Annotated in this window: 20 protein-coding genes, 2 tRNA genes and 1 other RNA gene; 11 read left to right on the forward strand and 12 right to left on the reverse strand. The window is 68.6% G+C overall.

Annotated elements, in window-relative coordinates:
• On the reverse strand, positions 1-376 hold a 376-nt coding region (locus tag ABD172_RS10180; protein ID WP_344309300.1), incomplete at its 3' end, for a GntR family transcriptional regulator.
• A gap of 149 nt (positions 377-525) precedes the next feature.
• Here ABD172_RS10180 and map point away from each other — a divergent pair.
• Together map and ppgK are read left to right on the forward strand one after the other, a co-directional pair.
• Complete coding sequence (gene map / locus ABD172_RS10185; protein ID WP_344309301.1) at positions 526-1,434, forward strand: type I methionyl aminopeptidase; 909 nt, start codon at positions 526-528, stop codon at positions 1,432-1,434.
• Between the two features lie 55 nt (positions 1,435-1,489).
• On the forward strand, positions 1,490-2,299 hold the full coding sequence (ppgK, locus tag ABD172_RS10190; RefSeq protein ID WP_344309303.1) for a polyphosphate--glucose phosphotransferase: 810 nt from the start codon (positions 1,490-1,492) through the stop codon (positions 2,297-2,299).
• 27 nt (positions 2,300-2,326) lie between these two features.
• Here ppgK and rnpB read toward each other — a convergent pair.
• Positions 2,327-2,704, reverse strand: an RNA gene (rnpB, locus tag ABD172_RS10195) — RNase P RNA component class A.
• Between the two features lie 119 nt (positions 2,705-2,823).
• Here rnpB and ABD172_RS10200 point away from each other — a divergent pair.
• A complete protein-coding gene (locus ABD172_RS10200; RefSeq protein WP_344309305.1) occupies positions 2,824-3,591 on the forward strand; it encodes a YaaA family protein in 768 nt (255 codons plus the stop codon).
• A 45-nt stretch (positions 3,592-3,636) separates the two neighbouring features.
• Here the strand turns inward: ABD172_RS10200 and ABD172_RS10205 are convergent, their stop codons facing one another.
• Positions 3,637-4,374 (reverse strand): zinc ribbon domain-containing protein, encoded by a 738-nt coding sequence (locus ABD172_RS10205; protein ID WP_344309308.1) that lies wholly within the window; start codon positions 4,372-4,374, stop codon positions 3,637-3,639.
• Positions 4,371-5,261: a Nif3-like dinuclear metal center hexameric protein gene (locus ABD172_RS10210; protein WP_344309310.1), complete on the reverse strand. Its 891-nt coding sequence runs from the start codon at positions 5,259-5,261 to the stop codon at positions 4,371-4,373. Before ABD172_RS10210 ends, ABD172_RS10205 begins: the two co-directional genes overlap by 4 nt.
• Positions 5,262-5,351: 90 nt before the next feature.
• Between ABD172_RS10210 and ABD172_RS10215 the strand changes: the two genes are divergently transcribed.
• The 6 genes from ABD172_RS10215 (at position 5,352) to ABD172_RS10240 (ending at position 10,283) form a co-directional block, all read left to right on the forward strand.
• Positions 5,352-6,872 (forward strand): fatty acyl-CoA synthetase, encoded by a 1,521-nt coding sequence (locus tag ABD172_RS10215; RefSeq protein WP_344309312.1) that lies wholly within the window; start codon positions 5,352-5,354, stop codon positions 6,870-6,872.
• Positions 6,873-6,975: 103 nt separating this feature from the next.
• Positions 6,976-8,370, forward strand: coding sequence for a uracil-xanthine permease family protein (locus ABD172_RS10220; RefSeq protein ID WP_425546678.1), 1,395 nt, complete (start codon positions 6,976-6,978; stop codon positions 8,368-8,370).
• 133 nt (positions 8,371-8,503) lie between these two features.
• Positions 8,504-8,713, forward strand: coding sequence for a hypothetical protein (locus ABD172_RS10225; protein WP_344309315.1), 210 nt, complete (start codon positions 8,504-8,506; stop codon positions 8,711-8,713).
• A gap of 107 nt (positions 8,714-8,820) precedes the next feature.
• Positions 8,821-8,897 (forward strand) — tRNA-Val (locus ABD172_RS10230).
• Positions 8,898-8,992: 95 nt separating this feature from the next.
• Entirely contained in the window at positions 8,993-9,820 is an 828-nt protein-coding gene (locus ABD172_RS10235) for a Cof-type HAD-IIB family hydrolase (protein ID WP_344309316.1), read from the forward strand.
• Positions 9,821-9,941: 121 nt separating this feature from the next.
• The gene (locus ABD172_RS10240; protein WP_344309318.1) at positions 9,942-10,283 is read left to right on the forward strand and encodes a carboxymuconolactone decarboxylase family protein; all 342 of its coding nucleotides are present in this window, start codon (positions 9,942-9,944) and stop codon (positions 10,281-10,283) included.
• 37 nt (positions 10,284-10,320) lie between these two features.
• On the opposite strand, the gene ABD172_RS10245 is transcribed toward ABD172_RS10240, so the two are convergent.
• Positions 10,321-10,839 (reverse strand): TetR family transcriptional regulator, encoded by a 519-nt coding sequence (locus ABD172_RS10245; RefSeq protein WP_344309319.1) that lies wholly within the window; start codon positions 10,837-10,839, stop codon positions 10,321-10,323.
• Between the two features lie 343 nt (positions 10,840-11,182).
• Here ABD172_RS10245 and ABD172_RS10250 point away from each other — a divergent pair.
• Positions 11,183-11,259, forward strand: a tRNA-Pro gene (locus tag ABD172_RS10250).
• Positions 11,260-11,417: 158 nt separating this feature from the next.
• Here ABD172_RS10250 and ABD172_RS10255 read toward each other — a convergent pair.
• The 7 genes from ABD172_RS10255 to ABD172_RS10285 form a co-directional block, all read right to left on the reverse strand.
• Entirely contained in the window at positions 11,418-11,933 is a 516-nt protein-coding gene (locus tag ABD172_RS10255; RefSeq protein WP_344309321.1) for a hypothetical protein, read from the reverse strand.
• Positions 11,930-13,396, reverse strand: a complete 1,467-nt coding sequence (locus ABD172_RS10260) for a signal peptidase I (protein WP_344309323.1) — start codon at positions 13,394-13,396, stop codon at positions 11,930-11,932. Before ABD172_RS10260 ends, ABD172_RS10255 begins: the two co-directional genes overlap by 4 nt.
• 28 nt (positions 13,397-13,424) lie before the next feature.
• A complete protein-coding gene (locus ABD172_RS10265; protein WP_344309325.1) occupies positions 13,425-14,039 on the reverse strand; it encodes a hypothetical protein in 615 nt (204 codons plus the stop codon).
• 24 nt (positions 14,040-14,063) lie between these two features.
• Positions 14,064-14,672 (reverse strand): SipW-dependent-type signal peptide-containing protein, encoded by a 609-nt coding sequence (locus ABD172_RS10270; RefSeq protein ID WP_344309327.1) that lies wholly within the window; start codon positions 14,670-14,672, stop codon positions 14,064-14,066.
• 99 nt (positions 14,673-14,771) lie between these two features.
• A complete protein-coding gene (locus tag ABD172_RS10275) occupies positions 14,772-15,167 on the reverse strand; it encodes an HIT family protein (protein WP_344309329.1) in 396 nt (131 codons plus the stop codon).
• A gap of 45 nt (positions 15,168-15,212) precedes the next feature.
• Positions 15,213-15,746 carry a redoxin domain-containing protein gene (locus ABD172_RS10280; protein WP_344309330.1) on the reverse strand — a complete coding sequence of 178 codons (534 nt, stop codon included), beginning with the start codon at positions 15,744-15,746 and terminating at the stop codon, positions 15,213-15,215.
• Positions 15,746-16,168 (reverse strand): DUF3052 domain-containing protein, encoded by a 423-nt coding sequence (locus ABD172_RS10285; RefSeq protein WP_344309332.1) that lies wholly within the window; start codon positions 16,166-16,168, stop codon positions 15,746-15,748. The genes ABD172_RS10280 and ABD172_RS10285 overlap by 1 nt, the downstream gene beginning before the upstream one ends.
• Positions 16,169-16,409: 241 nt before the next feature.
• Between ABD172_RS10285 and aceE the strand changes: the two genes are divergently transcribed.
• Positions 16,410-19,166 carry a pyruvate dehydrogenase (acetyl-transferring), homodimeric type gene (aceE, locus tag ABD172_RS10290; protein WP_344309334.1) on the forward strand — a complete coding sequence of 919 codons (2,757 nt, stop codon included), beginning with the start codon at positions 16,410-16,412 and terminating at the stop codon, positions 19,164-19,166.
• The last annotated feature ends 54 nt before the right edge of the window (positions 19,167-19,220 follow it).

Here is a 19,220-nt window from a genome sequence, read left to right on the forward strand (position 1 = left end):
TCCGCCGGGAAGCCGCGAGGTGCGCGGCCCGGTTCTGCACGACCGCACGGGCGTCGAGGAGATGTCTGCGGGACTGATTGAACTCGTCGAGGCGACCGCGCACCTCCCGGAACGCGGCCGAGTCGGTCCGCGCGATGAACGTCCCGCCGCCGCGGCCGCGACGACGGACGATGAAGCCACCGCGTTGCAGGCGGTCGAGGGCCGCCCGGACGCTCGAGCGGGAGACCTGGAGGCCCATCGCGAGGTCCCGCTCGGGTGGCAGTGCGGCCCCCTCGGGCAAGGCCCCGGCGGCGATCGCCGCGAGCACGTGGTCGGCGATCTGCTGCGGCGTGCTCGCCTGCCGGACCACGTCCTCCAGGCCGGTGAGTGCGGGCACGGGCTCCACCACGGTTCACGTCCTCGATGCGTCGACTGCGTTCGGTCTCGTCCGCAAGGATTCTAGGGTGTGGCGGGTCACCACCCCCGGAGGACTGTTCCCGATTCTCCGCACCCACGCGCCCGCCGCGGACTAGAATCGGGGACATCATGACTGTTCACGCGCCGATCGGCACCCTCGTCAAGGGCAAGGTTTCTCCCGTTCTCCCCGTTCCCGACTCCATCGAACGCCCCGAGTACGTGGGCCGCGCGGTCCCCGACGAGGGCCGCGGCGGCGATATGTACACCCCGGAGGAGATCGAACGCATCCGCGAGTCCGGTCGGATCGCGGCGAACGCGATGGAGGAGGTCGGGAAGGCGATCGCGCCCGGCGTCACCACCGATGAGCTCGACCGGATCGGGCACGAGTTCCTGCTCGATCACGGCGCGTACCCCTCGACCCTCGGGTACCGCGGATTCGCGAAGTCGATCTGCACCTCCGTGAACGAGGTGATCTGCCACGGGATCCCGGACAGCACGGTGCTGCAGGAGGGCGACATCGTCAACCTCGACATCACGGCGTACAAGAACGGGATGCACGGCGACACGAACTACACCTTCTACGTGGGCGAACCGGACGAGGAGTCCCGCCTGCTCGTCGAACGCACCTACGAGGCCACGATGCGCGGGATCAAGGCCGTCCGCCCGGGCCGCGAGATCAACGTCATCGGACGGGTGATCGAGAAGTACGCGAACCGGTTCGGTTACGGCGTCGTCCGCGAGTTCACCGGCCACGGCGTGGGCCGTGAGTTCCATTCCGGTCTCATCGTCCCCCACTACGACGCCGCCCCGGCCCACAACGAGGTCATGGAGGTCGGCATGGTCTTCACGATCGAACCGATGCTCAACCTCGGCACCCCGGACTTCGAGGAGTGGGACGACGACTGGACGATCGTGACGAAGGACCGCAAGCGCTCGGCCCAGTTCGAGCACACGCTCGTCGTCACGGAGGACGGCGCGGATATCCTGACCCTGCCGGACCCCACGGCATCCATCTACCACGGCCCCGTCCGGGCCTGAGCCGCGCGGCCCCGCCCGTGGGCCGACCGCTCCCGTCACGCGAGAGGACCTGCGCATGGACTACGGAATCGGAATCGACATCGGTGGCACCGGCATCAAGGTCGGTCTCGTCGACCTCGCCACCGCCCGCCCGGCCTTCAAGCGCGTCCGGGTCCTCACCCCGAAGCCGGCCACACCCGAGGCGGTCGTCGCCGCACTCGTCGAGGCGCTCGGCATGCTCGAGGAGAAGGCCGTCGCCAAGGGTGTCGTCGCCGAGGCGGGCGAACTCGAGGGCCTCGCGCTCGGCGTCGCGTTCCCCGGCGTCGTCAAGGAGGGCATCGTCTCCTTCGCCCCGAACCTCGACCCCAGCTGGATCGGCGAACACCTCATCGAGGCGGTGGAGTCGGCGACCGGTCGTTCCTGCCACGTCATCAACGACGCGGACGCCGCCGGTCTCGCGGAGATGTCCTTCGGGGCCGGCCGGGGCTACCGCAAGAAGGTCGCCGTCATGACGACGCTCGGCACCGGCATCGGCACGGCGGTGTTCGTGAATGCCCATCTCCTCCCGTTCACCGAGCTCGGGCACATCGAGATGAACGGGGCCGATGCGGAGACCCAGGCTGCGGAATCGGTGAAGGTCCGCGAGGGGCTGAGCTACGAGGAATGGGCGACACGCCTGCAGCAGTACTACTCGATGCTCGAACGGCTTCTCAACCCGGACGTCTTCATCGTCGGGGGCGGGGTGTCGAAGAGTCACGAACAGTTCCTGCCGCTGCTCGATCTCACGGCCCCGATCATTCCGGCCGAGCTGTTCAACGACGCCGGGATGGTCGGCGCTGCCTACCTCGCGGCGAACGGTGGCAAGGCGAAGGTGAAGAAGAACTGACGGGGTGCGGGGGCGGCGCCGAGAGGTGAGGACAGGCCGCCTGTACGCCGGGTTCTGTGAACGGGCCGGTCACCCGGGTCCCGTCCGACGGTCATCTATCTAGGAGTACCGTTGCCGGCACTCTCGAGCGATCCACCCGACAGCTCGGGCGAGCAGCCCTCGAGCACTGTCTGTCCGATCTTGCTCCCGATGGGGTTTACCGAGCGATTCCGGTCACCCGGAACCCTGGTGGTCTCTTACACCACCGTTTCACCCTTACCCCCGGGCGCACGGCCCGGTGGCGGTCTGTTCTCTGTGGCACTGTCCCGCGGGTCACCCCGGGTGGGCGTTACCCACCATCGTGCTCTGCGGAGCCCGGACGTTCCTCGTCAGCCATACGACTGCCGTAACCGTCCGACGACCTGTCCTCACGCTCCATTCTACGTGCGCCCGCCGGACGCCTCCGACGTTCCCCCACGTCAGCCGCATCACATCGCCGATCCTGCACACGTCCGGGCGGCATCGCGCCGATAGGATGGTGGTCCGTGATCGTTCTGCTGCCGCCCTCCGAGGGCAAGACCCCCGCCACGTCCGGACCCCTGCTCGATCTCGCGGATCTGCACTTCCCGGAACTCGCGGAGGCCAGGCGCACGGTCCTCGGCCGCCTCGCCGAGGTGTCGGCCGGCGAGGACGCGCTCTCCGCCCTCGGCGTCGGAGCGAGCCTGGGTGCGGACGTCGAGCGGAACACCCACCTGACCGAGATCCCGTGCGCTCCCGCTCTCGAGACGTACACAGGAGTTCTCTACTCCGCCCTCGACGTCGCGGGCCTCCCGGACTCCGTGGAGACCCGAGCGAAGCTCGACTCGGTGTTCGTGAGCTCGGCACTCTTCGGCATCGTCGGCGCGTTCGACCCGATCCCCGCGTACCGCCTCGCGATGAAGACGAAACTCGCGGACCTCGGTCCCTTGGCGACGTGGTGGAGGAAGCGGCTCTCGCCCGTGCTCGACTCCGCTTTCGACGGCGAACTCCTCGTCGACTGCCGCTCGGCGGACTACCGTCGATCGTGGCCCGGCGACCCTGGGCGCACGCTCGTCGTGAATGTCTTCACCGAGAAGAACGGAAAGCGGTCCGTCGTCTCCCACAACGCGAAACACACCCGCGGTGAACTCGTCGGGCACCTGCTCCGCGACGATCGCGCACTGCCGGCCTCCTTCGAGGAGCTCCTCGCGCGGGCATCGGAACGGTGGCACACCGAGATCACCCGGCCCGCCGGCCGGAAGCCCGGATCTCTCGACATCGTGCTCGCCGGCTGAGGTTCAGGTACCGCCCGCACTCGCGCCGTCGGCCCACGGTGCCCCTCACACCGTGGTGACGAGCACCGCTTCGCAGGTCTCGCACTCGAACACGGTCCCCGGAGCCGCACCGCGGACGGCATCCGCCTGCACCGCGCTCAACATCTCCCCACAGGCACCGCAGGCTCCGCCCCGCAGCTCGGCGGCCGGAATGCTTCCTTCGGCCTCCCTCCGCCGCAGCCGTGCGACGAGGGGCTCCGGGATGCGGGACTCCACCGCACCGCGTTCGGTCCGGAACGCCTCGGCCTCCTGCGTGAGCCGTTCGGCGGTGCGCGTCCGCTCCGCCTGGAGTTCCCTGCCGCGGGAGGCCACCTCGGCGAGTGCGGACCTCGCTTCGGTGATCGACGCCTCGAGGGTCTCGATCTCCTCCATGACGCCGAGTTCCTCCTCCTCGAGGGCCTCGAGTTTCTCGCGCGCAACGGCGATGTCCGCCTGCAGGGCGACGAGGTCCTTCGAGGTGAGTCCTTCACCGGAGTGGAGCGCGGCCTCCATCTCCGTGATCCGCGCGCCGCGGGCATCGAGGTCCCCCTGCACCGCAGCGGCTCGCACTCCGGCGGCTTCCCGCTCCGCCTCGGACCGTTCGATGGCGGCAGTGCGGGCCTTGTGCTCCCCGGCGAGTGCGCGAAGGCGTTCGAGCAGATCCTTCTGCCCCGCGTCCGCCGCGTTCCGGCGCAACCGTGCGCTCAGATCGATCCAGGCGAGCAGTGCGGTGTGTCCGTCCGTGTCGAGTACCGTGCCGCTCATTCCCGTCCCGCTCCCCCTGTGAAGTCCGTGCGTTCCGTTCCCTGGTCGATGCGCACCGTCCAGGCATCGCTCACGGTACGCGACACCTCGATCCCGACGTCGAACCCGTTCGCGTCGAGAGCTGCCGAGAGCGCATCCGCCGCGGGTTCCAGCCACAGGGACTCGGCCGCCCAGTGGGAGATGTCGATGAGGTGCGGAGTGCCGTTCCCGCGCGCGGCGGTGTCGCGCGCCTCGGTCGCCGGGTGGTGCCGGAGGTCCGAGGTCACGTACACCTCGGCGCCGGACGCACGCACCGCGTCGAAGAGCGAGTCCCCGGCGCCGCCGAGGACGGCCACGGTGCTGACGGGCGCCTCGGGGTCGCCTGCGATGCGCACACCGGTGATCGTGGGCGGAAGCTCGGCGGCGAGGGTCCGGGCGACGGAGAGGACGGTCGCCGAGGCGCCGGCCGGCACCGTCGTCACCCGGCCGAGGCCGGTCCCCTCCGGCGCACCCGGCGTCCCGACCAGGGGCCGCCGGTCCTGCAGATCGAGCACGTCGGCGAGAGCATCGCTCACTCCCCCGACGGCCGAGTCCGCATTCGTGTGCGCATTGAAGGCCGCGACACCGGCGCGGACGAGGGCATGGACGGCGCCACCCTTGAGCGTACCGGCGTGGACACTCGTCACTCCGCGCAGGAGCAGCGGGTGGTGGGTGAGGAGGAAGTCGTAGCCGCCGGCGATCGCCTCGTCGAGGTCGGCGTCGACCGGGTCGAGGGCCACGAGGATGCGCCGCACCTCGGCGGTGGGGTCGCCGACGGCGAGGCCGACGGTGTCCCAGGACTCCGCATACTCCGGCGGCCACAGGGCATCGCAGGCACGGACGACATCGGAAACGGTGGGGTGAGTCATGGGTTCACGGTAGTACGCCGGACACCCTCGTCCCGCGCGCGGTGGTGAACGCGGATTCACTGTGAACCCGATCACGGTTACATTTCCACCATGACTGTTCTCTCAACGACGCGAAGCAGCACCGTTCCCGACCTCGTCCGCCGCACCGCCGGACGTGTGCCCCACCGGACCGCCGTCGTCCACGCCGGCCGCGAGTGGACCTATGCCCGGTTCGATTCCGCGATCACCGCGATCGCCCGACACCTCCTGTCGCTCGGCCTCGCTCCGGGCGATCGGGTCGCCGCCTACGGCAGGAACTCCGACCTCTACGTCCTTCTCTTCCTCGGCGCCGCGCGGGCCGGCCTCGTCCACGTGCCCGTGAACTACCAGCTCAGGAACGACGAGCTCCAGTACATCCTCGAGGACACGGGCGCGAAACTCGTCGTCGCGGACGCGGACATGGCGCACTTCGTCGAGGAGACCGCGGCCGGTGCCACGGTGCAGCGACTGCTGTTCGACGACCTCCTCCCCGTCGCCGAGGCGGAGGTCCCGCCGCAGGGCAACGAGGAGTTCACGGTCGCGGACTCGGACATCGCCCAGTTGCTCTACACCTCCGGCACCACATCGGCGCCGAAGGGTGCGATCATGACCCACCGAGCGCTCGTCCACGAGTACCTCAGCTGCCTCGATGCGCTCGACTTCGCGGAGACCGATCGCCAGGTCCACGCACTTCCGCTCTACCACTCCGCGCAGATGCACGTCCTCCTCATGCCGGCCCTCATCAAGGGCGCCTACAACATCATCGTGCCCGCGCCCGTGATCCCCGAGCTGCTCGAGCTCATCGAGGCCCACCGGATCGACACGTTCTTCGCCGCCCCCACGGTCTGGGTGGGCATCGTGAATCATCCCGACTTCGGCACCCGCGATCTCTCGAGCCTGCGGAAGGCGTACTACGGTGCGTCGATCATGCCCGGCCCCGTGCTCCGGACCCTGCAGGAGAAACTGCCCGAGCTCGGGTTCTACAACTGCTTCGGACAGTCGGAGATGGGCCCACTGTGCACCGTGCTGCGGCCGGAGGAACACGCCGACCACGTCGGGTCGGCGGGCCGGCCCTGCCTCTTCGTCGAGACCCGCGTCGTCGACGCGGCCGACAACGACGTGGCCCCCGGTGAGCTCGGGGAGATCCTCTATCGCTCACCTCAGTTGTGCGAGGGCTACTGGAACAAGCCCGAGGCGACCGAGGAGGCCTTCCGGGGCGGCTGGTTCCACTCGGGCGACCTCGTGAAGCAGGACGAGAACGGGTTCATCGAGGTCATCGACCGGGTCAAGGACGTCATCAACACCGGCGGCGTGCTCGTCGCGAGCCGCCAGGTCGAGGACGCGATCTTCGAGATGCCCGAGGTCGCGGAGGTCGCCGTCGTGGGGGTCCCGGACGAGAAGTGGATCGAGGCGATCTCGGCCTTCGTCGTCAGCAAGCCCGACGCCCCGCAGGAACTCACGGCCGATGCCGTCATCGCCCATGTGAAGTCCCGCCTCGCGCCGTTCAAGGTCCCGAAGTCGGTGACCTTCGTGCCGGAACTGCCCAAGAACTCGTCGGGGAAGATCCTCAAGCGGCGGCTCCGGGACGCGTAGGAGAGCGACGGGCCGAGGTTGTGGCCGGACCTGGGAACTTCCGTAGAATTGCCCGCAGTGCGCCTGTCGCGAACGGGGACCGGCCTCGAACAGGGAGATGTCGATGACCGCTGCGGAACCACGGGCACCGTTCTGGAAACTCCACGGGGACGGCCGCACGGTCGCTCCCGGTGAGGTCGTCCAGCCCGACGAGCGGCTGAGCTGGGGCCGGATGATCGGCATCGGCGCGCAGCACCTCGTCGCGATGTTCGGCGCGACCTTCCTCGTCCCCATCATCACCGGGTTCCCGCCCACCACGACCCTCTTCTTCACCGCGGTCGGCACCCTGCTCTTCATCGCGATCACGGGAGGCCGGCTCCCGTCCTACCTCGGCTCGTCCTTCGGCCTCCTCGCCCCGATCGGCGCGGTGACGCTGTACGACGCGACCGCCGGAGTCCCGATCGACGCCGAGCGGATGGCATTCGCCCAGGGCGGCATCGTCGCCGTCGGCGTCCTCCTCGCACTCATCGGCCTCGTCGTCCACCTCGTGGGCACCCGGTGGATCGAGGTGACGATGCCGCCGGTCGTCACCGGCGCGATCGTCGCCCTCATCGGTTTCAATCTCGCTCCGGCTGCGTGGGGCTGGGTGCAGGTCGCACCCGTCACCGCGTTCGTCACGATCATGACGATCGTCCTCGTCGCGGTGCTCTTCAAGGGCATCATCGGTCGCCTCTCGATCCTCGTGGGGGTGGCGGTCGGGTACGTCACCGCTCTGCTGCGCGGTGAGGTCGACTTCTCCGGCATCGCCGAGGCACCCACCGTGGGCCTGCCCTCGTTCCACGCCCCGGCGTTCGACCTCGCGGTCCTCCCGCTGTTCCTCCCCGTCGTCCTCGTCCTCGTCGCCGAGAACATCGGTCATGTGAAGTCGGTGTCCGCGATGACCGGGCGGGACCTCAACCCGCTCACCGGTCGGGCGCTTCTCGCCGACGGCCTGTCGACCGCGCTCGCGGGCTCCGGCGGCGGTTCCGGCACGACGACCTACGCGGAGAACATCGGCGTCATGGCCGCGACCCGCGTGTACTCGACCCTCGCCTACATCATCGCCGCGCTCATCGCGCTCGCACTCAGCCTCATGCCGAAGGTCGGCGTCGCCCTCGCGACGATCCCCGAGGGCGTCCTCGGCGGTGCCGCGACGGTCCTCTACGGCATGATCGGCATGCTCGGCGTGAAGATCTGGGTGCAGAACAAGGTCGACTTCTCGAACCCCATCAATCTCAACACGGCGGCGATCGCCCTCATCGTCGCGATCGCCGACTACACGTGGCAGCCGTTCGGCCTCACCTTCTCCGGGATCGCACTCGGGTCGATCGCGGCGATCGTCCTCTACCACCTCATGCGGTGGATCGCACTGTGGCGCGGGACCGTCGAGGAGCCGGCGACCCCCGCCTCGGGCAGTGACGAGGGCTTCCTCGGTGAGGAACCGCGCATGCCCTCCCGAGGCGCCGCGCAGAATACCTGAACACCGCGCCTTCCGACGGGGCGCCTCGGCACTGGTTCTTCCGGACGAGGCGCCAGGACGCACAGAGACTTCACAGGTCCGATCCGGTGTGACCGGCGTATCGTTCCAGCATCACGAAAGGATGGTGGTTCCGATGATCGGTTCCCGTTTCTTCACCGCGTCCGTGTACCTCACTCTCGCGGCGATCGTCACACTCTTCCTCATTCCGCTCGGACTCGGGTGGATCGAACTCGCGATGACGCTCGAGGCACTCGCCGTGCTCTCCGCAGTCGCGGGTGCCTTCCGGGTCATGGCGGACCGTGTCGCCTACATCGGGAAACCGGCCAGCCCGTATCTCACCTGAGCCGGACACCACCTCGACCTCCGGACGACCGGGCGCCGGACCGACACCCCGGCCTCCGGTTCCGTCCCAGCATTCCGGCTGTGGCATACTTGGACCCGCTGCTTTTCGGACCTATAGCTCAGTTGGCTAGAGCATCTCGTTTACACCGAGAGGGTCGGGGGTTCGAGTCCCTCTGGGTCCACCACGGTCGGCGTGCGGAGTGCGCGTCGAGCATGCACGACGAAGGCCCGGAACCGTCACGGTTCCGGGCCTTCGTCGTGTACACGGCATGATGGGGCCATGGCTGACATCCGACTCGTGGTCACGGACATGGACGGCACCCTTCTCGATGGCAACGGAAACGTGCCCGACGGTCTCTGGCCGCTCCTCGACGTCATGGCGGAGAGGGGCATCACCTTCGTTCCCGCGAGCGGACGGCAATTCGCGACGCTCGAGCGCGATTTCACGCGCGTCCCCGGCCCGCTCGCCTTCATCGCCGACAACGGTACGCACGTCGTCGCGCACGGGCGTACGGTGTCGGTCTCACCGCTCGGGGCCGACCTCGTGACAGAGGCACTCGCGTTCTTCACCGGCCCCGAGGTGGCCGACCGCGACCTCGGCGTGGTGCTCTGCTGTCCGCGCGTCGCCTACGTCGCACGAAGAGACGACGCGTTCCTCACCCGGGTGCGCCCGTACTACGCCTCGCTCGAGGTCGTCGACTCGCTCACCGAGGTGATGGCCGCCGGTCCCGACCCGGTCGTCAAGGTCGCGGTGAACGATGCGGAATCGGCGGCCGAGGTCGCGCGCCGACTCCACGTCTCCCCCGCCGGATCCTTCGCGGCGGACGCACAGACGGTCGTGTCCGGACAGCACTGGATCGATGTCATGGCGGCGGGAGTGCACAAAGGTGCCGCCCTACGGGCGCTCCAGGACCGCCTCGGCGTCGCACCCGAGGAGACGGTGGTCTTCGGTGACTACCTCAACGACCGTGAGATGTTCTCCTGCACGCCCCACACGTACGCCATGGCCAATGCCCATCCCGATATCCTCGCCGCCGCAGCGCATCGTGCTCCGGCGAACACCGAGCACGGGGTCGTCCGCGTCCTCGAACGGATCCTGGGAGTGTGACACGGGCGGGCACACATCCCGTCGTTCGGTGACAGAGTGGGATCACGCCGCACTCGCGGCGCGCGCGACCGCCGGCGGAGTACCGCCGGAGCTGCATCCCTTCGTCCCCCGAGGAGTACGCATGACCGAGTTCATGGATCGCAAGCTCGACAAGACCTACGGCGCCGCCTACCAGGAGACGACGCCCGACATCCTCAAGGCATTCACCGATTTCGACGCCGCCGTGTTCGCGAAGGAGGGGCGGGAGATCCCCCTCAAGTACCGCGAACTCATCGCGTTCGCCGTCGGCGTCACGACGCAGTGCGTCTACTGCATCGACGGGCACAGCAACAACGCGGTGAAAGCTGGTGCGACGGAGACCGAACTCGCGGAGGCCGCCTGGGTCGCCACCGCCATCCGGGCCGGTGGGGGCGTCACCCACGGGCGCCTCGGTTTCAAGTTCAGCGGCGTGCACGAACACTGATCGCGCTCCCGCGCGGGCCGGCTCGGTGCGCGGTCGCTCACTCGGCGACCGGCACTGGGCCGAGCACGATGTCGAGGCCGGAGAGGAAATCCTCGTCGTCCGCGTCACCGGGTGCACGGACGCCGAGCAGTTCTCTCGTCTGTTCGAGCTGGACGTGGCCCAGCACGAACGCCATGAGCGCCCGCACACGAGGGGCCGGGAGGTCCCCCGGGGCGCGAAGGGCCTCGGGCACCACCGCGTCACCGAGCAGCGCGTAGGCGGTGACGTGGATCTCCGCGCCGTCGCGGAACCCGCGGAGCACGTCCCGCAGGGCTACGCACACGAGGCGCGGGTCCGGGCGTGCGGAGGCCGGGCACCGTTCGTCGACGAGTCGGGCGAACCTTTGGCCGACGAGTCCGAGCAGTTCCTGTTTGTTCTCCACGTGCCAGTAGAGGGCGGAGGCACCGACACCGAGTTCACGGGCGAGCCTGCGCATCGAGAGGTCACCGAGACCGAACTCGGCGAGGACCTGGAGCGCAGCATCGGCGATGACCTGTTTGTCCAGTGCCCGTGCCATGTGTCCACCCCCTCCGGTCCGATCGTCGCACGGCCCGGACGGGACCGCCCGGCCCCGTCCGCGACGGTACACCGACATTCTCCCACCACGGTCGCCGGATCCGCCCCGCGCACACGTCGTCCCAGGTCAGACCAGCGCCGCGGCCCGCAATGCGACTTCCGGCGCTCGTTCCGCACGATTCCGGGAGTCGCATTCGGAACATGGAGTGACACCCCTCACTTTCACCCGAAATCGGCACTCTCGATTGGCGAGCGAGGCTCAACTGTGGTTATATATTTCCTGTTGCCGCGACGAGCCGAGCACGCGAGGAACGGCGAACATCAAGCGAATAACCGCTTGGTCACGGGATATGGCGCAGCTTGGTAGCGCGCCTCGTTCGGGACGAGGAGGCCGTGGGTTCGAATCCCGCTATCCCGACCAGCCGAATGGCCCGGAACATCATCGATGTTCCGGGCCTTTCTCATGCCGTCGCGTCTCGCAAAGAGATTTGCCCAGGTCAATCGATTCGTTTGCCGTCCCGCGGATCGGAAACCGTTTCGCTTTCCCTCCTCGAATCCGTTGCCGCGTCGGTTCCGGGCTCAACAGGTGACGACGAGCGCGGAGACCGCGACGAAGGTGTCGACGAGCGCCACGGACTCCCAGTCCACGCTCGCACCGGGCGCGCGGTGAACCGCGTACAGCCGGAACTCCCCCTGCCCGAGCGCAGTGAGATTCACCGAGGGAGAGATGCTCGTCGCGTTCGCCCCGAGTGTGCCGCTCGCCGTCGTCTCGAGGAGACCCAGCAGGCTGGGCTGCCGCACCTCCCACCGGTATCCGGTCCGCGTGAGCCCGCCGGAGGGATGGGACCATTCGAAGGTGAGATTCCCGAGGAGCGGCTTGATGCACGTCGGATTCGTCGCGGGCAGCACCCGCCCGGCGGTGACGGTCCCGCTCGCGTACTCGGGGTTCACCCAGTACGCATCCGTGGTCCGCGTCGCCCCCGCGAGTGCCCCGGTGCCGAGGAGAACTGCCGCCGCGCAGACAGCCACCGCGAGCCGCGCACGTCGGGTCCACGTCGTACGCGGCCGGGCTCGACGAGGAGTGGGACGTGTCATCGTCTCCTCCTCACCCCGGCGAGGAACGCCAGCAGTAATCCGACACCGATCGCACCGAGCGCGGGTCCCAGCACCCGGAGTGCCTCGGCCCCCGTGTACGGGAGCTCACCCGCGGCGGAGGCGGTACCCTCGGCCGGCCCGCGGCCGCCGTCCGGGTGATCCCCGCCGGCTCCGGGCGACACCGTGGCAGCGGGATCCGGGGCGCCCGGTTCTCCGTCTCCCGGGTGCGAGTGCACGGGAGGCATCGAGGAGGTCGGCACCGGAACCGTGGGAGTCGGTGTCGTCGGACCGCCTGTCACGTACTCCCCCAGGCCTTCGGCGACGACACGGAGCGCGAGAGCGTCACCGGCGTCGGGCCCGACATGCCGCGGGATGTGCACTTCGAAGAGGAACCATCGCTCCTCGTCCGTCGGGATCCCGTCGAGCAGTGGTACCGCACTGCCGTTTACCACATGCCCGGGTTGACGGACCGAGACCTCCGTTCCCGCACACGTCTCGTGCTCCCATGGTTCCGTACACCCGCGCACCGTGACGTCGAGTCCCATATCCGAGTGGCCCGACGCCACGAGCGAGGTGTCGACGGTGCCGACGACCTCGTCCGAGTCGGCCCATACACCGACCTGCCAGAACTCCGCGTCCTCGACGGCCATCCTGTCGATCGCTCCGGGGTCGGCAATCGTCATGAGGTGGAGATGGTCTCCACGGAAATGCGTCGTGTGGTGCTCGGGCGCGGAATCGGGACCGAGCTGCGCCGCATGCACCGGTTCCGCGCCGGACCCACCGACGGCCGCGGCCAGGGCGGTTCCCGTACCGAGTGCCACGACGAGGACGGCTCGAGCCGCACGGGCGCCTTCCGACGCGCCGCCCCGTTCAGCGTCGACCCCGGCTTGCCCCTCGGTTCGCACGACCTCCGCATCATCGGCGCCGGGATCACCTGCGTCCTCGTGGTCGTCCTCCGAGTCCTCCCGTTCGTCCTTCGTCCAGAACGCCCAGGTGACGAGCGCCGCTGCGGCGAGAGTGATCGCGGCGAGTACGGAGGGATTGCCGAGCGCGGCGACCACTCGTGCGAGGTACGGGATGTCGAACACCACCCTGTCGACCTCGGTGACGACGTACGGCGCGGGATCGGGCGCCTCGTTCGCGTCGCCCTTCATCTCGATCGTGCGCGCGCCCGACGGGGCGTCGGTATCCGGTTCCGACACGGAGAGCACCCGGTGCGTCACCGGCAACTGACCGGGACGGGTCACCGACACGACGTCTCCGACCTCGATGTCCTCGGCAGGGATCTCGTGGGCGATCGCGACGGCGCCGGTACGGATGGTCGGCTCCATCGGTCCGGTCTTGAACATGAGGACCGATACGTCGAAGAAGAACGACAGAGCGACAAGCACGATGCAGACCACTCCGCGCGCGGCCGCGAGCGTGAGCGCCCCGTCGCCGAGGCGCCTCAGGAATCCGCGCATCGCCCCACCTGCACTCCCCCGTGTCCCGTCAACTGCTCGACGTCCCGGTGAACGTCCACGTCGTCGTGTTCGTCGCCCCCTGGAGCGAACTCGGCGCATCGGGCTTGATCCGCACGTTCGCGCACACCCGCTGGGTGGTCCGGGCCGCCATGTCGAGCGGGGCGCTGATCGACGCCGAGGCCGTCATCGCCGTCCACGTGGACGGGTAACTCGCGCTACTGCACGTCGTGGTCGTCGTGGTGACGACGAGTCGGTACTCCATCTGTGCTGCCATCGTCGCGTTCGTGTTCGCGATCGACGACAGGGTCACGGTGCCCCCGATGGTGCTTCCGCTCGTCGTCCGCAGGTCGATGTACCCGTAGGCGTTCGAGTTCGGCGACATCTGGGAGCGGTTCGTGAACGACATCGTCGCCGCCGAACCCGCCGAGTCGTGTTGTGCCCACCCGCTGCCGGTGTTCCCCTCGACGGCGAACACGGACGCCTGGAAGTTTCCCTGCGAATACTCCGAGTCGGGCCACGACGCGAGGGTGAGACCCGCGCCGGAACCGTGCACGAGTCCCCCGGCGAGCAGCGCGCGCAGCCGGAGGAACCACGGCCGCGGCCTTCTTCGCGCGCGCGGCACTTCGGCACTGTGCTGTCCCATCGGAATCGCCTTCCGCGGGCCGGCTCAGACACTCGTCGCGTCGAACTGCCACACGGCGGAGGTCTGCCCCGCCTGTTCGAAGGTGCCTTCGGCACCCGCCGTGACGGCGAAGCACAGCGGAACGGCGGTACCCGGTGTACCCGCCGCATTCGCCGTGAGGTCGAGCGTCGTCGCACCGGTGAGTTCGTCGAGCGTGGAGCCACTCGCGACGACGGTGCCGACCGCGGTTCCGGCCTCGCAGTCGCCGCTGTCGACCTGGGTGAGCGTCCACGAGATCGCATCCGCGTTCGTCTCGGTGATGTCGGTCGCCGTCACCGAGGTCGGCGTGAGGGTGGCATCGGTCGTCGTCGGTGCGTCGAGGCGGAGCCAGTACGCGGCGTACGTCGTGTCCTCGGGCGCGAGGTTGTCGAACAGATCGGAGAACGTGAGCTGCAGCGCCCCGTCCACCGTGTCCTGATCCGCATAGGTCGTTCCGTCGCCGGAACCCTCGAGGTTGAGGGAACCGGCGCTGAAGATGCCCTCGGAGAACTCCGAGTCCGTCCACGCCGCGAGAACGACGGTCCCGCCGACGCCGAGGACGAGTCCTCCGGCGAGCAGCGCCTTGATCTTCTTCGACATCGTGCGCGTTGCCATGTGTGCTCCTCGAAACAGGGAGAGCGCCGCCCGTTCAGGGCTCTTTGAGGCAGCCTTGGAGTGATTCGGAGCACACGTCACCCTTCGGGGCTCAGATTCTCAGGAGAGAGCTCCCACGATCTTCTCGGCATTCGCCTGCAGGACCGCAGGATCCGCCATCGGGCCCTTGTTCCGCGGGTCGAAATCGGCGAGCCCGTAGGTCGGCCACACGTGGACGTGGACGTGCGGCACCTCGTAACCCTGGATGAGCACACCGACCTTCGGGCAGTCGAAGGCGGCCTTCTGGGCCTTCCCGATCCGCTGGGCCACGTGTATCACGTGCGCCGTGAGGTCCTCGGGCATGTCGATCCAGTGCTCGATCTCCTCCCGGGGGACCACGAGCACGTGCCCGTCGGTCATCGGTTCGATGTCGAGGAAGGCGACGACCCGGTCGTCCTCGTACACGAAGGTGCCGGGTATCTCGCCGTCGATGATGCGGGTGAAGATGGTCGCCACGGTGCGCTCTCTTTCGTCGGTGAAGCGTGGGTCTCGGTGAAGTGGTCAGGGCCGTTCGGACGAGGGCCGGGCGGAGAAGGTCTCCGTCGCGGTGCCGTCGGGCGGCAGGAACCGGCGGAAGTCCCGCGCCTGCGCGGGACCCGCGACGACGGCATCCACGACGATGCCTTCCCGGTTCACGAGGAAGGCACCTCGGCCGGCCATGCCGCGCGCGGCGTCGAACACACCGTATGCCGAGGCGACCGCCCCGTGGGGCCAGAAGTCGGACAGGAGAGGGAACGGGACCTCGAGCTCCCGGGCCCAGGCGGCGAGGGAGTACTTCGTGTCGGTGGAGATCCCCACCACCCGGACGCCCGCCTCGGCGAACCGCCCGTGGTCCCGGACGAGGGCCGCGATCTCGTTCCCGCACACGGGCGAGAAGGCGAAGGGATAGAAGACGAGGAGGACCGGCCCGTCCACGAGGAGGACCGGCAGTCGGACCTCCTCGCCGAGGTGGGACTCGAGATCGAAGTCCGGGGCACGATCACCCGGAACCGGCCGGGACGCTCCCCGCGCCCCGGCCCCGACCGCCGGAGTCATCAGCTGTAGTTCTTCTTCCCCACGAGACGGAAGCCCGCCCAGTCCGGCGCCGCGCTCACGGTACGCGTCACGTGCATTCCCGCGGTGGGCGCGGCCTGCGAGATGTCCGCCGTCTCGATGTGTCCCGGGCGTCCGGCCTTTGGCGTGAGGAGCCAGACGATGCCACCTTCCTTGAGGGTGGACTGTGCGTCGACGATCGCGTCCGCGAGGTCGGGATCGTCCGACCGCCACCACATGACGACCGCATCGAACACGTCGTCGACGTCGTCGTCGGCCATTTCCTCGCCGGTCACCGCGGCGATCGCATCGCGGAGGTCGAAGTCCACGTCGTCGTCGTAGCCGATCTCCTGGATGTACGTACCGGAGGTGAAGCCCAGTGCGTCGGAGCTGTGCAGAGTCCTTTCGGAAGGAGTTGTACTCATAGCGATATTGTCCACGTCACAGGGCATGTCGGCCAAATACGCGCCGGGGTTCTCCCGGCCGTCACGTGGATTTCACAATCCCGGCCGGACCGGGAGTCGGGAGAGATGCGCCACACGGACGGCCTCCACCAGGAGGTCGGTTCTGTTCTAGGCTGAGGACTATCCGAAACGGGCCCGACCCCGGGCTTTGTCCCCAAGGCGACCGGATGCAGCGTGTCGCCTCACCGAGAGGACTTGAACAGTGGACAACTCACGCGGACCTATTCTCAACGGCCTCCCGAGCCAGGTCCCCGATATCGACCCGGAGGAGACCCAGGAATGGCTGGCTTCTCTGGATGCGCTCGTCGACGAGGGCGGACGGACCCGTGCGCGGTACGTCATGCTGCGCCTCCTCGAGCGGGCACGCCAGCAGAACGTCGGAGTCCCCTCCCTCACCACGACGGACTACGTCAACACCATCGGGCCCGAGGACGAACCCTGGTTCCCCGGTGACGAGAGCATCGAACGCCGGTACCGCAGCTGGCTGCGGTGGAACGCCGCGGTCATGGTGCACCGCGCCCAGCGCCCGGGCATCGAGGTCGGCGGTCACATCTCGACCTACGCCTCCGCGGCCACCCTCTACGAGGTCGGCCTCAACCACTTCTTCCGCGGCAAGGACCACCCCGGCGGCGGTGACCACATCTTCTACCAGGGACACGCCTCCCCCGGTATGTACGCCCGCGCGTTCCTCGAGGGCCGACTCTCCGCGGAGCAGCTCGACGGATTCCGCCAGCAGGCCTCCCACTACGTCGACGGGAAGCCCTACGGCCTCCCCTCGTACCCGCACCCGCGCCACCTCCAGGACTTCTGGGAGCACCCGACGGTGTCGATGGGCCTCGGCCCGATGAACGCGATCGCGCAGGCGCAGTTCGACAAGTACCTCCACAACCGTGGGATCAAGGACACCTCGCAGCAGCACACCTGGGCCTTCCTCGGCGACGGCGAGATGGACGAGCCGGAGAGCCGGGGCATGCTCCAGTACGCGGCGAACGAGGAACTCGACAACCTCACCTTCGTCGTCAACTGCAACCTCCAGCGCCTCGACGGACCGGTGCGCGGCAACGGCAAGATCATCCAGGAGCTCGAGGCGTTCTTCCGCGGTGCCGGCTGGAACGTCATCAAGGTGATCTGGGGCCGCGAGTGGGACGCCCTCCTCGCGAAGGACCGCGACGGTGCGCTCGTCAACCTCATGAACGCCACCCCGGACGGCGACTACCAGACCTACAAGGGTGAGTCCGGTGGCTTCGTGCGCGACAACTTCTTCGGTCGGGACCCGCGGACGAAGGCGATGGTGGAGAACTACACCGACGAGCAGATCTGGCAGCTCAAGCGCGGCGGGCACGACTACCGCAAGGTGTACGCGGCGTACAAGGCCGCTCTCGCACACACCGGGCAGCCCACGGCGATCCTCGTGAAGACGGTCAAGGGTTACTCCCTCGGCCCGACCTTCGAGGCCCGCAATGCGACGCACCAGATGAAGAAGATGGGCGTCGAGGACCTCAAGCTCGCCCGCGACCACTTCCAGATCCCGATCTCCGACAAGGAGCTCGAGGAGAACCCGAAGCTCCCGCCGTACTTCCACCCGGGCTTCGATGCGCCCGAGATCAAGTACCTCCTCGAGCGGCGCCGCGAGCTCGGCGGCTTCTCCCCCGAGCGTCGATCGACGCACACCGCGATCCAGCTCCCCGCGGAGAAGGACTTCGAGGTCGGCAAGCGCGGTTCCGGCAAGCAGAAGATCGCCACGACGATGGCCTTCGTCCGCATCCTCAAGGACATGATGCGCGACAAGGAGTTCGGCAAGCGGATCGTCCCGATCATCCCGGACGAGGCACGCACCTTCGGCATGGACTCGTTCTTCCCGACCGCGAAGATCTACAACCCGCACGGGCAGAACTACATCTCCGTCGACCGTGACCTGTTCCTCGCCTACAAGGAGGCGACGGACGGTCAGCTCCTCCACATGGGCATCAACGAGGCGGGTTCGACCGCGGCGTACACCGCGGTGAGCACGTCCTACGCGACCCACGGCGAGCCGATGATCCCGTTCTACATCTTCTACTCGATGTTCGGGTTCCAGCGTTCCGGTGACGGTTTCTGGGCAGCCGGCGACCAGCTCGGCCGCGGGTTCATCCTCGGTGCGACCGCCGGCCGCACCACGCTCGTGGCGGAGGGCCTCCAGCACGGCGACGGCCACTCCCACGTGCTGTCCTCGACCTACCCCTCGATCGTGTCGTACGACCCCGCCTACGCCTACGAGATCGCCCACATCGTCCGGGACGGCATCCACCGGATGTACGACCCGGAGGACGGCCGCGATCCCGATGTGAGCTACTACATCACGATGTACAACGAGCCGATCCTCCAGCCGGCCGAGCCCGAGGGCCTCGACGTCGAGGGTGTGCTCAAGGGCATCTACAAGCTCAAGGACGGGCCGGAGAACGGTGGCCCCAAGGCACAGTTGCTCGCCTCCGGCGTCGCGGTGCCGTGGATCCTCCAGGCGCAGGAGATGCTCGCCGAGGACTGGGGCGTGAGCGCCGATGTGTGGTCGGTCACCTCGTGGCAGGAGCTCCGACGCGACGGCCTCACCTGCGACGACGAGCGCCTGCTCGATCCCGCGGCCGAGGCGCGCGTGCCCTTCGTCACCGCGAAGCTCGCGGAGACCGAGGGCCCGGTCATCGCGACGAGCGACTACACCCGCACGGTGCCGGACATGATCCGTCAGTACGTGCCGGGTCACTTCACCTCGCTCGGCGCCGACGGCTACGCGATCTCCGACACCCGCCCGGCGGCCCGCCGGTACTTCCTCATCGACGCGGCCTCCGTCGTCGTGCAGACCCTCATCAGCCTCGCGGACCTCGGCGTCGTCGACGCCTCCCTCGCCGCCGAGGCGTCGAAGAAGTACCACCTGGACGACCCGCGCGAGGGCGACACGGGCTCGACCGAGGGCGCCGGCGCCTGACGCCGCCGCACGCACCGGTCCAACCCGCCGAGGCGCCGCGCGGGTGAGGAGATC

Source organism: Brevibacterium samyangense, from assembly GCF_039529845.1.
Lineage (GTDB): Bacteria > Actinomycetota > Actinomycetes > Actinomycetales > Brevibacteriaceae > Brevibacterium > Brevibacterium samyangense.